This window comes from Algoriphagus winogradskyi (genome assembly GCF_900182815.1).
Classification (GTDB): domain Bacteria; phylum Bacteroidota; class Bacteroidia; order Cytophagales; family Cyclobacteriaceae; genus Algoriphagus; species Algoriphagus winogradskyi.
Window position 1 is genome coordinate 255,330 of sequence record NZ_FXUA01000003.1, and the last position, 13,845, is coordinate 269,174.

A 13,845-nucleotide genomic window follows, 5' to 3' on the forward strand; every position below is an offset into this window, starting at 1 on the left:
CGAGTGTAATAGATTGTTTGTCTCTTGTAATAAAAGTGATTTTTGCCATGGGATTACTTGTTTAGTGGACTGAGTTTTACAGTAAGTTGATGATAGCCAACCTTACGCCTATACTTCTTCCAGTCTTCTATATTGTCTTCGGAACTCAAAATTTCAATTTTTCCTATTTGATGCGAAAGTGTAGAAAGCAGGATCCGCATGATTTGTCTTGCATGAGTAGCACCCAGACAATTGTGGTGACTAAAGCCGAAGCCGACATGTGGATTGACCTTCCGATCCAGCACGATTTCGTTAGCATTTTCAAAAATCCCTTCGTCTCGATTTGCAGAAGCCCAACAAAGTGAAACCCGGCTTTTCGCTTTGATCGCATGCTCACAGACCTGTGTATCTTCCGTGACTTCTCTTCCCATTTGCGTCAGGGGCGAAAAATATCGGATCATTTCCTCCACCGCATTCCCGATCAGCTCTGGTTCTTGGCGCAAGCGCGCCAGCCCCTCGGGGTGATCGGCAAAGTATGCGATCGCATTGGTCACCGCATTGATCACTGTGTCCCTGCCTCCTGCGAAAGTCAAAACCATCACACCCTTGGCTTCCTCTTTGGTCAGTTTCTTTCCCTCAACTTCTGAATTGAGCAAAACCGAATATAAATCCTCACCGGGCTGCGCAATTGTCCGATCGAGTTGTGCCTCGATGTAGTCATATAGCACATTTGCCTTGTCTCCATCGAGTGCTTCTCCCTCACTACGGAAGACGTGTGTACCCCAAGAAATCCAAGTCTCGGACTCCTCAAGAGGGGTATTGAGCAGAAGCGTCAAGGCCTTGGATTGGAGTGGCAGAGCAAAGTCTTCCACAATCTCAACGGTCTGCTTACAAAGCGCATCCGCGACGATTGACTCAATCTGAGCGGTTAGTTTAGCTTGATTTTCTGGATCCAAAGGACGTCTAAACCAAGGTTCGATCAAGGCTCGGTATGCTCCATGCTTCGGCGGATCTACCTCAAAGGGTATCTGCCGCGTGTCCCGAATGCTAACTTCCGAAGGGACGACGATCCGACCTGGCTGAGTCTCAGAAGTAAAACTCTTGTAATTATGCGCTGTCTTCCGCACATCTTTGTGCCGCAGCAACATCGTGACCTTGTCATTCTGATCGTCTATTTCAAGAACGCCGTCTTCTTTTCTGGCTGTTTCAAAGGGATCAGGAAAAGTGCTTGTTTTCATTTGTACAGGTTTTGGGTTTCTTCATCCGTAATCAACTCTACAAGTATCAGGTTTTTTCTATTGAGATAAATAGTCGTTTTTGACAGATTAGTTATCTATCCTGTCTACTATTGGAAAAAATCACGTATTTTCAGACCAAATAGATTATTTTCATGAACAAATCCATGTTACGATGAAACCAATATTGGAACCCATTCCTCTCGGTAGTTTGAGGTCAATTCAGAGCTTTTGCTTTACGAAACCAAACTTCGAAACTCCTTGGCACTTCCATCCACAACATGAACTCACCTACATAGAGCAAAGCGTCGGCACCAAGTTCATCGGAGATTATGTAGGGTCCTACGAGCCCGGAGAACTTGTGCTGCTTCGCTCGAATCTCCCTCATTGCTGGAGAAATAGCGTTCACGAAACCGACTTAGCAATCTCCTATGTGGTGCAATGGAATGTGGGTATTTACCCTGAAATCCATGAACTGAAAGCTATTCACCAGCTGTTAAAGACTGCCTCTAAAGGAATCATCTTCGAGAAAGCCGATGTCTCTGAGCTAATTCCACTTTTCAAAAAGCTTCCGGAACTCACTGCCCCAGAACAATACACTCAATTGCTTTCTCTTCTACAGCGATTGGCGGATTGTCACTTTAAATCACTCTCTGAGGCAAGTTTCATCGACAATCTTCCCTCAGAATATGGTTCTCGTATGGCCAAAATCCATGATTTCGTAGCAGAAAACTATGGAAGAAAGATTTATCTCCGGGAGCTTTCCGAACTGATCAATATGTCCGAGCAGTCCTTTTCCCGGTTTTTCACCAAGATGATGGGCAGGTCATTTTTCACCTTTCTCAATGAATATCGGGTGAATATCGCCGCGCGTTTGCTTTTGGATTCGGATTATTCCATTGCACAGATTTCGTATTCTTGTGGGTTTGAATCTCTTCCCTTTTTCCACAAAAAATTTCACCAAGCCTATCAACTCACTCCGGCGAGGTATAGAAAGCAACATCTTGCTATTCGTTGATCAGAGACGATTTTTTTCAAATCATCCACACAAGCCTATCAATCCTCCCAGTGCTCATCTATCACTTTTTGGATCTCAGGATACTTGGCATCCGTCTCATTCAATGCTTTTCTTTCCGCAAGTAAATCTGCTTTCAGCTTGGCTACGATCTCCTTATAAGCCGGATCATTATACCGATTGTGCAATTCATTGGGATCGTTTTCCAGGTCATAGAGTTCCCAGGCTACTGGAGTATCATACCCCAGACTCCGGAGCTGACCTTCCCAATAAAAATTCTTCCAATCCGACTCCGGCAGGTAGTGCTTAGCATAGTAAAAGATCAGTTTGTAGCGATCGGTTCGGATCCCAAAATGCGCCGGAACCCAATGATGGATCATGTGCATCCAATAGCGGTAGTAGGTCGCTTCCCTCCAATCCGTCTCAGTCTTGCCCGCCAGCGTGTTGGCAAAAGATTTCCCCTGCATATACGAGGGAACTTCCCCACCCGCTAAGCTGATCATAGTTGGCGCAAAGTCGGTATTATTGATCAATAGCTTACTGCTGGAGTTTGCCTTCACAAGCTTAGGATAGTGAACGATAAAGGGCATTCGCATTGACTCTTCCAGCATCCAACGTTTGTCCATCAAGTCATGCTCTCCCAGCATCATGCCCTGGTCACCGGTGTAGATGATCACGGTATTTTCCCACAAGCCCTCTGCTTTCAAATAATCAAATAGGCGTCCCAAATTATCATCCACACCTTTGACGCAGCGCAAGTACTTTTTTAGATATTCTTGATAGGCAAGATGAGTGCCTTCTAATCCTCGAACGGTATCGTTTACAAAAGTCTCCACGTAGTTGCGCAAGATATGCCGATCAGACACAGAAGTACCGATTACCGGCTTTAGCTTTCCTAAGTTGCCCACCGTGGCATCAGATCCATAGTAAGGCTGACTATACAAACTGGCAGGTTCTGGTATTTCCACATCCTCCAAATATTCCTCATATCGAGGCGCGTATTCGAACATGTCGTGAGGCGCTTTGTAATGATGCATCAGAAAGAAAGGCTTTGTTTTATCTCTTTGCTGTAGGTATGCTAAAGTCCTATCAGTAATTACATCCGAGGAATGACCTTCGTACTGGATCTTATTATTCGGCCAAGCCCCATTTGTTTTGGTCATGAGATATGGGTCAAAATACTCTCCTTGAGAGTCTAGCACTTCATAGTAGTCAAAAGCGGCAGGCTCTTGCTTCAGATGCCACTTTCCGATGATCGCAGTCGAATAGCCCAATTTGCTCAACTCCTGCGGCAGATATTGATTAGCTGGAGCCAGCTCGCCATCCAAATCCAGCACCCCATTGGTTTGGGGATACTGCCCCGTCATGATCGTGGCTCTGCTTGGCGTGCAGATCGAATTGGTAGCAAAAACCCGATCAAACCGCATCCCTTGACCGGCCAAATAATCTAAGTTAGGTGTAGGATTTAACGTCGCCAATCTCCCTCCGTAAACTCCTACAGCTTGGGTGGTATGATCATCGGACATGATGTAAATAATGTTGGGTTGCTTTTTATCTTGCGCCGGCGAAACGGAGGCGATAAGCAGAAAAAGGAAGGCTAAATAGGGTCTAATCATAGCTGTATGTTTAATTAAATGAACAATCTAAGTTTTTCCCTAGCGAAAGAATTATAGCAACTGATTTAAGACAAACGCCTGCTTTGAGGGCACTTAGATCACCCATCTTCCAGCTTTTCCAGCAAAGGGATTTTGATTTAATTACTGATTAAAAGAAAATTCTAATTCCCCATTGCGATCACCACAATTCCTATCACCATACAGGCCACTCCGGCGTAAAGCAGTTTCTTAGACTTTGGGGAAGCTGAAATCCACTCTTTGGTGATGACCCCACTTAGTATCGCAGTGACTACGCAGGAAGTATTGTAGATCGCATAACCTACCGTATTTCCAGATTCTCCCAGTTTGAAAGCTGCAAAGGCAAACAGTGCTGAAGCCGCATAATGGAAGACGGCCATGATTAAAATCAAAATGAAATTCTTGCTAAATGAAGGAGTCTTGAACGCAGACCATGCTTTCTTTTTGGATAAATGATAACCAAAGTATGCCGCCATCACGACACCACCACTTATAAAAATCGGAAACATAACCGCAACTGCTGTCACCCAATCTGCATTTCCCTGCGCTTGGCTTGCTTCGTGTAAATATGGTCTCCCCACAGCATTCGCATAGCTAAATCCTGTCGCTAACAAACCCCCAATTACAGCGATCAGTATCCCTGTTGCCATAGAGCCTTTGGTGTCTACAGTCAGGTTGTTTATGTTTGCCAAAGCCTCGTCTTTCTCACGGATCAAACCAGCTTTTCCTTTGAGAATAACACCAAAAAGCACAACCAATATACCGATCAGAATCAGAATCAAAGACTCTGTATCGGGCAAGCCATCCACGGCAAATGGAATCAGAGAACCGATAAAAATGACAGTACCTATAAAGATTGAGAATCCCAATGAAAGCCCGATGTGATTGATAGCTTTGCTCCACATCATCACGCCGATCCCCCAAAGGAAGCTTGCTAAGCCCATTTTTAGCCAGAGTTCTGCGGGCATCTCTCCGAAAATCTGACCGAAACCATCTATCAATAGAACTGAGGCCACGATAGGTACTACAAACATGGTCAATAAAAAGAAAAGGCTCCAGGTATTTTCATAGGTGAATCCATTGGTAAACTTCTCTGGCAAAGCGTACAGACCAAGCATAACGCCGGCGGTGATTGCCAATAAAACTCCTTCAGTCATTTTGGTTGAATTTTGGGTTGAGTTATAATAGAATTAGTGAAAACTGTACTTGGTCATGGAGTTGAACTCTTCGCCAGGGTTCAGGATAGTGCCCGCAAGGCCGGGGAGGTTTGGACCATTGGGAAATCGATGAGTCTCACAGCAAAATCCACGGAATTTACCGAATGCATGTCCGCTTTCCCGGCGCAGGGAATCGCAGGTATATTTTCCCGTATAGAAAAGCATCCCCGGCTCATCGGTAGTGATATCCAAAGAGATACCTGTTTCGGCACAGGTGATTTCAGCTACTTTCTCAAATTTGAAAACAGGCTTATCAAATACATAGTAATGCTCAAAACCATCATTCATTTCCTGATGCACCTCGGCTATTATCTTGGCTTGACTTAAATTATCGGGTTGCTTTTCCAAATCAATCACATAACCTGTCACCGCTCCTGTAGCATCCATAGCCAAGCGGCGACTTGCTGAGATCTGAGCACTGTGCCCAAGAATGTTATTCTTGAAACCACTTAGATTGAAGTAAGTATGATTGGTGACGGCCAATGGCGTAGGTGCATCTGTCTTGGCTTGGTAGCGTATACTGAATTCATTGGATTCATTCAAGGAAAAAAGAACTTTGACCGCTACATTGCCAGGGAAACCTTCCTCCATATCCTCACTCAGTAAGTTCATCTCCAGAGATGAATCGGGTGAATCCTCCACTACTTTGGCGGACCATATTTTCTTATCGAATCCGACCGTACCTCCATGAAGGTTATTCCCTCCACCATTACCTGCGAGCTGATAATCTTTGCCATTCAAACTGAATTTAGCATCCTTGATGTGAGAGCAATAGCGACCTATAGTTGCGCCGAAATACGGGGAATTAGCCTTATAATTCTCTGAAAAATAGCCCTCCAAGGAATCAAATCCACAAGCAACCTCGGTCAGATTGCCATCTCGATCAGGCACCTGAACCGATGTGATTGTAGCTCCATAATTCATTATTTTCACCTGCATTCCATTTGAATTGCTCAGGGTAAATAGCGTGATGGTCGCATCTCCTATCCGACCAAAGTCAGTTTCTGTCGGTTTCATAAACTTCAGTTAAGCATGTAAATAAGGGCTGAGTTTTTCCCAGTCAAACACAACTCCTACACCGGGAGTGTCAGGAGCCACTGCCCTGAAATTTTCGACAACAAGTGGCCTGGTGGTATATTCATCTATTGGAAAACTATGCACCTCCAACCAACCCGCATTGGGCTGCGAGGAGACTAAGCTTACGTGCAATTCCTGCATGCCATGTGAACAAGCGGGTACGCCATATTTTGCAGCTAACCGAGCCGCTTTGAGCCAACCAGTGATTCCTCCACAATTCGAGGCGTCAGGCTGTATAAAAGAAAGCTTTGCCTGCTCCATCGCGTACTCATACTCATGGATGGTATGGAGGTTTTCACCCATCGCCAGCGGAAAACCAGTCCTATCTACAATCTCTCCATAGCCTAGGTAATCATCAGGAATAATAGGTTCTTCAAACCAAGTAATGTCGTACTCTCTGAACCCTTCAATAGCCTTGATAGCCTTCTCCACATCCATGGAGTAATTGGCATCTACCATGAAAGTGACATCAGGGCCAATGAACTTCCTCACCGCACAAATACGGTTTAGATCTTCCTGCAAGTTTGGACGTCCGATTTTGATTTTCACGGCATTGAATCCCCGGGCTAGATAGCTTTCTATATTATGCAAAAGCTTTTCCAGCGGAAACTGCAGATCAATCCCTCCACAGTAAGCTTTGCAGGTGTTATCTGCCCCACCTGCCATCTTCCATAATGGCTGATTTGCTTTCTTGCACTTAATGTCCCAAAGTGCAATGTCAATGGTAGAAATAGCAAAAGAGGCAATTCCTCCACGTCCGACATAGTGAATGTGCCATTCCATGAAATCGTAGATTCCGTCAATATCACTCGCGTCTTTTCCCACCAGAACTCCAGCAAAGTCATATTCTACCATCGCCTTAATGGCATGACCTCCTTTGCCTCCGGTATAAGTATATCCGGTTCCCTCACTCCCATCTTCCAGGGTAATGGTCGTAGTCACCAATTCAAAATGGGTATGATCGCCATGCTTGGCATCATTTAAAACTTCCGGTAAAGGAACCTTGAAAAGCTTACAGTTTACTTCTTTTATCAAATTGCTCATGATCTGTTATAGTTGACGTAGAAAGTCTTTTTCTCCAGGTACTGCTCGAAGCCATACTTGCCATCTTCACCACCACTTCCGGAAAGTTTGTATCCATTGTGAAAGCCTTGATGTTGCTCTCCGTGACCTCTGTTGACATAAATTTCTCCATATTCCAGTTCCTCGTTGCAACGCATGATCAGGTTCATGTCGTTAGTAAAAACCATCGCCGCCAAGCCATATTCACAGTCATTGGCATAGCCGATTACCTCGTCAAAAGACTTGAACTTCATCACAGGAAGTATGGGACCGAAAGACTCTTCATGCATGATGGTCATCTCCTGAGTCACATTGGTCAGTACAGTTGGCTCAAACCAATAGCCCTTTTCAAATTCAGCTCCAGCTGGACGTTTACCTCCGGTCGCTACAGTGGCTCCTTCAGCGATACTGATTTCTACCAGCTTTTCCATGTGGGCCAACTCAGATTTATTGACCTTTGGACCCATGTCTGTATCGTCCAACATCGGATCGCCCACCTTCAGTGCTTTAGTCTTGGCAAGGAATTTTTCCATGAAAACCTCGTAAACATCTTCCTGCACATACATGCGCTCATTACAAGTGCATACTTGCCCACAGTTGTCAAATCGAGAATGTAGCGCCGAATCCACGGCAGCATCGATGTCTGCATCGGCAAAAACGATAAAGGGCGCTTTCCCTCCCAACTCCAGCTGGACATGAGTCAGGTTCTTGGCTGCATTTCTCGCAATATCCTGACCTACAGGAGTAGAGCCAGTCATAGTTACCATCTTGGTGATCGGATGCTCCACCAAAGCGGTCCCCATTGCCCGACCTGGACCGGTAAGGATGTTGATTACACCTTTTGGGATGCCTACTTTATTGGCAAGATTTCCCAGTTCCAAAGTTGCCAACGGAGTCTCCGAGGTTGGCTTCATCACGATGGTATTTCCAGCTACCAATGCAGGGCCGAGTTTCCTTGCTGCTAGTGCCAAAGGAAAATTCCAGGCTGTGATCGCCACTACTACTCCACGGGGGATTTTCTGAATCCAAATCTGCTCCCCGGGATTATCCGAAGGAATAATATCTCCTTCGATTCTTCTCGCTCCTTCGCAGGCATATTCTATAAAAGAGGCCGTCACAGCTACTTCCCCTTTGGCTACCTTAAGCAGTTTCCCCTGCTCTTTTACCAGCAATTCAGCCAAGTAATCAGCGTTTGCTTTGATCTCTGCTGCTAATTTATAAAGCAACTCTGCGCGTTTTCTTGGAGGCATCTTGCCCCAGGATTTTTGCGCAGCTTGTGCCGCTTCCAATGCTTTTATTGCCTCAGCCACTGTCCCATTTTGAACTTTGGCCACCACTTCTTCCGTGCTCGGGTTGATGATATCTATGGTCTCGCCAGATTCGGATCTGACCCATTCTCCATCGATGAATAATTTGTATTCTTTTATATCTGACATATTGATCTCATTAAAGGTGAGTTATCTACCCATCCAGCCACCATCGACTAGCATGGTCGTGCCGTGCATGTAAGCGGCGGCATCTGAACAAAGGAAAACAGTGGGTCCAGCGAAATCTACAGGCTTGCCCCAGCGTCCGGCGGGAATTCTGGAAAGAATCGAAGCCGATCTTTCGGGGTCATTTCTTAATGCTTCGGTATTATCAGTATCGATATATCCTGGTGCAATAGCATTGACATTCACCCCTTTTCCAGCCCATTCATTGGCAAAAGCCATAGTCATCTGACCGATAGCTCCTTTGGAAGCGGCATAACCGGGCACGGTAATTCCGCCTTGGAAGGTCAATAGAGAAGCTGTAAACACAATCTTTCCTGATCCTCTAGCGATCATCTCTTTCCCAAATTCTCTGGTGAGAATGAATTGGGAATTTTGGTTGACCTCGATCACCTTATCCCACATCTCGTCAGGATGCTCAGCTGCAGGCGTACGCAAAATCGTCCCTGCGTTATTGATCAAGATGTCAATCACCGGAAAATCCGCCTTCACTTTTGCGATGAATTCATAGACTGCTTTTCTGTCGCTGAAGTCGCAAGCGTAGCCTTTGAATTCCCGTCCAGTAGCTAGCACAGCCTGCTCAACCGCAGATCCATTTTCTTCCAAGGTGGCACTCACGCCTATGATATTTGCCCCGGCTTCTGCCAGACCTATCGCCATTGCTTTACCTATTCCTCGCTTGCAACCTGTGACTAAGGCTGTTTTGCCATCTAATCTAAATGTGTCTAATACTGCCATGTATGCTTTTATTAGGGTTTAAAAATTAAAGTTGACAATCCATCAATACCTTCAGGCCTTCAGGATTTTTGTCAATTGATTCAAATACTTGTTGGATGTTGGAAAGAGGCTGCACGTCGGTGATCATCTTTTCAAAAGGAAGCTCATTCGCAGTTACCAGCTCAATTGCCTTTTCATAATCTTCTTTCTCATAAACTCTGGCTCCGATGAGTTTCAATTCCTTCCAGAAAAACTTGAACAAATCCACCGGTTTTTTCTGCCCGTGAATTGCCACCATCACGATCCTGCCACGGATTCCCCCTACTTCCGTCATCACATCCAAAGCCGGTTGAACTCCCGCGACCTCAAATACGACATCTGCCAATCTTCCTTCCGTTTGCTCTCGCACAAACTCTACAAGGTCTATTTTGGTAGGATTAACCGCCTGAAGACCAAATTCTCCAGCCATCTTGATTCGGGTTTCATTCACTTCCGAGATGATGACCTTTGCACCAGCTTCCTTAGCTACCAGTGCCACAAGAAGGCCAATTGGGCCTCCGCCGAGTACGACAGCTGTTTCTCCTGCCACCAATCCAGACATGCGTACGTCATGTACCGCTACAGATAATGGCTCGATCAAAGCGGCAAGTTTTAAGTCCGTTTCAGCTTTAAGCTTGTGTAGCACAAACGCTGGAACATTCCAGTATTGCTGCATGGAACCTGGGCTATCGATCCCGATGAATTTTAATTTTTCACAGATATGATTGAAGCCTTTGTCAGATGCTTTTACCAAGCGATCGTCCAGAGGACGAACCACTACTTTTTCACCAACTGCATATCCGGTGACATCGTCTGCGACTGCGTCGATCACTCCAGACATCTCATGACCAATCGTCTGGGGGATGCTTACCCGCTTGTCCATCATGCCGTGAAAGATGTGAACGTCTGTGCCGCAGACGCCGGAATAGGCGACTTTGATGCGGACTTCTCCTGATTTTGGCGCGTCGATTTCCTTCTCAATCACAGTGAAGGATTGATTGCCATTGTAAACTGTTGCTTTCAAAATGTTTTTGTTTTTAGGTTTGCTTACTCTCCTTTAGCCTTGTGAGTCGTTTTTCGTGCTGACGAAAACCTCATGATACTTTGGTAATTGTAGCTGTTGTAGATGTGGGAAAGTCCCCATCGAAGGATCTCCGTAGGTTCCTTTTCTGAATCTGCCGTCCGGTTCAAGCCGATGGCATGTGGCGCTCCTTGGATGGAGGACATTATTTCAAAATTTATCCCGTCAGGCGACCACTGAATCGTATTCTTTTCAGGCCCGTCCGTCGTGATCAGCGAAGCTATTCCGCCATTGTATGGCCACACGCAGATCTCATGACCACTATTACTGATGGGATTGAATTCAGACTTGACGTAAGGACCCTTTGGATTGTCGGCTATAGCCACTCCATGCCGGATCTGACGACCACCAAAGGTGATCTCTTCGCCCATTTGCTCGCCTTTATAGTAGAGATAGAACTTCCCTTTGTAAGGAAGTATGCAGGGATCGTGAACCTTGTGACTATCAAAATCACCTTTTTTCTCCACTGCAAAGCGATCCTGCTCCTCGCCTTTCCAGATACCGTTGTCAGCCGGGCTCAGAATGGGCTCTTCGCTTTTGGTCCAAGGACCATCTGGAGAGTCTGACCAAGCCAGTCCGATTTGATTTTTTACGCGGACGGTGTAGGGAGATTTTACCGTTTGATAGGTCAGATAGTACACCCCATCGTGTTTCATAATCTCAGTAGTAAATACCGAACGGTCATCATAAGCCCCAGGCTCTCCTCGACCTACAGCCATCCCCTCTTCCTTCCAAGTCCAACCGTCTTCCGAGGTTGCATACCAGATATCGCATCGATCCCAAGGGAAAACCTTGTCCTTCTCTATATCGCCTGCAAATCCATCCGTCGGCCCGACACTCTTACTGTACCAGACGTAATATTTACCATTTTCAAAGATCATGGCGCTGGGATCTCTGCGAACTACACCTTCTTCGTAAGCAAGATCACCTTTGAGAGGTTGAAGACCTGAAAACTCAATAAACCACTCATTACCGATATTTGGCCATTTCAATGCTCGTTTAGAAGCAGCACTAAGATGATCTGCATTAGTAATTCCAAGTTTGTCTAATTGCTCTGGGCTGACAGTGATTTCTTCTTCAGAAGTAGCTATTTCTTTTTTTGATGCAGGATCACAAGCCTGTAAAAACATAACTCCTAATAAGGAATATAGAAGTGATTTGTAATTCATATATATTTTTCATTTTGGGTTTTACTTACTTATTTACTTTGAAAAAAGATTATAATCTGAAACCAACACATATTTATTTCATTAAATCATCCAGCCAAAAAGTTGTCTAAATTTCCAACATCAAAATCAGGCACTTTTATAAGCTTCATTTCAAAAGGAAGCGTCGAGAAAAACATTTTTTATATCCTTTCGCTTTGAACAAATATGAGATTTGAAAAGAATAATACCCCAGAATCCACCTAGACAAAAACTGAACAAGGCGATAAAAAGTCTGAAAAAGCAAAAAATTATTCTGGACGATCTATAAATTGTCCTTACAAATATTCCGAAGCGGCCTTCACTTTAGAATATTTTGTAAAAAACAGTCAATACAACCCAAAACAAGCCCAAATACGCCAAATGAATCAATTTCATTTCGAATTATCATCATTCCTTTGTTATAGCAAGCCTTCAAAAATCGTTGCGATTACCCCCTTGATTTGTGTTGTTTTTGTCTTGACAATCTTGACGAACCTGACAAGTCTTGCGCAAAGCAACTCTACAAGCAGAGAAAACCCCTTTAAATCCAATGAACTTAAGTACAGCAATTCGGACAGTTCAATTCTTCAGTTAAAAAATGCGATAGAACTACACCGAGATAATAAAGACACAGTGAATTTGATACTTTCACTGAATGAATTATCAAGTATGTATGCCCATTTACTCGACTATGGAAATTCATACGATGGCTATTGGGAAGCTTTAATTTTAGCGGATCAAATCAACAACAATCTATTCAAAGCAAAAATATATCAAGAGTTGGGGTGGCTATATAGTTTTTATCATCGCGATGAAGAAGCTCTTAAGTATTTCAATCTTGGACTTACTATTAATAAGGAGTTATATGAGCTAAAAATAATTGATGCAACTTATATAATAAGTGACTATTTCTCACTGATTAACTTTTACCGCGTCAACGGAGATTACATTACAGCTGCTAAATATCTTGATAGTTGCTATCAACTTCAGAAGGAAATAGGCAATCCTCCTATGAACTATGTGGTGGCAGAAGATGGCTATCTAGACGGCATGCAAGGTGACTTCGACAGTGCTTTCGAAAAGCTGGCAGAGTCACAGAAATTCTTCGAAAAAAATGACCGCTCCTACTTAATCGTGATCCATACCATGCTTGGGAATGTATTTAGAAATATGGGCGATTTGGCCAAAAGCGCAGCGGAATACAATCAAGCTCTCGAACTTTCCAAGCAATTTCAATCCCATTCCAATTATAAATTAATGTCACACGAAGCTTTGGCTTCAATCTATGCGCTCACCAATGATTTCCCACGTGCATATCAGCACTCCAAGGAAGTCAATGAGATAAACGCTGAGATTTTTGGTCCTGATAGTAAAAACAACAAGCATCTTTTTGCAATCAATGACCAATACAGGCTTCAAAAAGAAAAGGAAAAAGAATTGATCAAGGAGCAACACATTGCTAAACTAGAGAACGAAGAAAGAATAAATACCTTAAAATTATGGCTATTAGGTGTAGTTCTGGTCTCTCTGGTAGTTTATGGGTACTTGCTAGTTCGCAACATTCGTAGAAAACACCTTTTGGAGAAATCAGCACTGGCAGAAAGAAGGCAAATGGAACGGCAGAAGAGTAGTGAGATTTTGGAATTGAAGAACAAGGAGCTGACAGCTACTGCACTGCAACTTATAGAAAAAGATGAATTTATAGATAAACTCAAAAACAACCTTTCTGATGACAAAGGATTGGTAGATGTGAATAGTCTAAAGCGGATGATAAAATCGGTTCAGGGAACTCCGGGTAGTAACTGGAAGGAATTTGAAGCTAGGTTCACTGCTATCAACCAAAGTTTCTACGAAAATCTGCAAAAGCAATATCCAGAACTTTCCCAAACTGATCTAAAAATCTGTGCTCTCGTTAAGCTGAATTTCAGTAGTAAGGAAATGGCATCGCTGTTAGGAATATCTATAGAAAGTGTTCATACTTCCCGGTATAGACTTCGAAAAAAGTTCTCAATCGACAGAACCGAAAATCTTACCGAATTTATAGCTCAGTTCTAATGGCTATTTCTTTTTAAACATATATAGAAACAAACATATTCTTCCCTTCTAAATCTA

General features: G+C 44.0%; 11 protein-coding genes. 2 read left to right on the forward strand and 9 right to left on the reverse strand.

From position 1 onward, the window contains the following. Positions 1–53: 53 nt before the first annotated feature. Positions 54–1,217: a cytochrome P450 gene (locus QOL76_RS09640; protein WP_283412748.1), complete on the reverse strand. Its 1,164-nt coding sequence runs from the start codon at positions 1,215–1,217 to the stop codon at positions 54–56. A gap of 172 nt (positions 1,218–1,389) precedes the next feature. Between QOL76_RS09640 and QOL76_RS09645 the strand changes: the two genes are divergently transcribed. After that, positions 1,390–2,232 carry an AraC family transcriptional regulator gene (locus tag QOL76_RS09645; protein WP_283412749.1) on the forward strand — a complete coding sequence of 281 codons (843 nt, stop codon included), beginning with the start codon at positions 1,390–1,392 and terminating at the stop codon, positions 2,230–2,232. 38 nt (positions 2,233–2,270) lie between these two features. Here QOL76_RS09645 and QOL76_RS09650 read toward each other — a convergent pair whose 3' ends face one another. From QOL76_RS09650 to QOL76_RS09685, 8 genes are all read right to left on the reverse strand, one after another. Further along, positions 2,271–3,845 carry a sulfatase family protein gene (locus tag QOL76_RS09650; RefSeq protein WP_283412750.1) on the reverse strand — a complete coding sequence of 525 codons (1,575 nt, stop codon included), beginning with the start codon at positions 3,843–3,845 and terminating at the stop codon, positions 2,271–2,273. Between the two features lie 161 nt (positions 3,846–4,006). Beyond that, entirely contained in the window at positions 4,007–5,020 is a 1,014-nt protein-coding gene (locus QOL76_RS09655) for an L-rhamnose/proton symporter RhaT (RefSeq protein WP_283412751.1), read from the reverse strand. Between the two features lie 33 nt (positions 5,021–5,053). Continuing rightward, a complete protein-coding gene (locus tag QOL76_RS09660; RefSeq protein WP_283412752.1) occupies positions 5,054–6,097 on the reverse strand; it encodes an aldose epimerase family protein in 1,044 nt (347 codons plus the stop codon). Between the two features lie 9 nt (positions 6,098–6,106). Then, positions 6,107–7,201, reverse strand: coding sequence for a mandelate racemase/muconate lactonizing enzyme family protein (locus QOL76_RS09665; protein WP_283412753.1), 1,095 nt, complete (start codon positions 7,199–7,201; stop codon positions 6,107–6,109). Next, complete coding sequence (aldA, locus tag QOL76_RS09670) at positions 7,198–8,655, reverse strand: aldehyde dehydrogenase (RefSeq protein ID WP_283412754.1); 1,458 nt, start codon at positions 8,653–8,655, stop codon at positions 7,198–7,200. The genes QOL76_RS09665 and aldA overlap by 4 nt, the downstream gene beginning before the upstream one ends. A 21-nt stretch (positions 8,656–8,676) precedes the next feature. Then, positions 8,677–9,447 carry an SDR family NAD(P)-dependent oxidoreductase gene (locus tag QOL76_RS09675; protein ID WP_283412755.1) on the reverse strand — a complete coding sequence of 257 codons (771 nt, stop codon included), beginning with the start codon at positions 9,445–9,447 and terminating at the stop codon, positions 8,677–8,679. Between the two features lie 25 nt (positions 9,448–9,472). After that, positions 9,473–10,489 carry a zinc-dependent alcohol dehydrogenase gene (locus QOL76_RS09680; protein WP_283412756.1) on the reverse strand — a complete coding sequence of 339 codons (1,017 nt, stop codon included), beginning with the start codon at positions 10,487–10,489 and terminating at the stop codon, positions 9,473–9,475. Between the two features lie 23 nt (positions 10,490–10,512). Then, the gene (locus tag QOL76_RS09685; RefSeq protein WP_283412757.1) at positions 10,513–11,715 is read right to left on the reverse strand and encodes a glycoside hydrolase family 117 protein; all 1,203 of its coding nucleotides are present in this window, start codon (positions 11,713–11,715) and stop codon (positions 10,513–10,515) included. 504 nt (positions 11,716–12,219) lie between these two features. Here QOL76_RS09685 and QOL76_RS09690 point away from each other — a divergent pair. After that, a complete protein-coding gene (locus tag QOL76_RS09690) occupies positions 12,220–13,788 on the forward strand; it encodes a tetratricopeptide repeat protein (protein ID WP_283412758.1) in 1,569 nt (522 codons plus the stop codon). Positions 13,789–13,845: the final 57 nt, after the last annotated feature.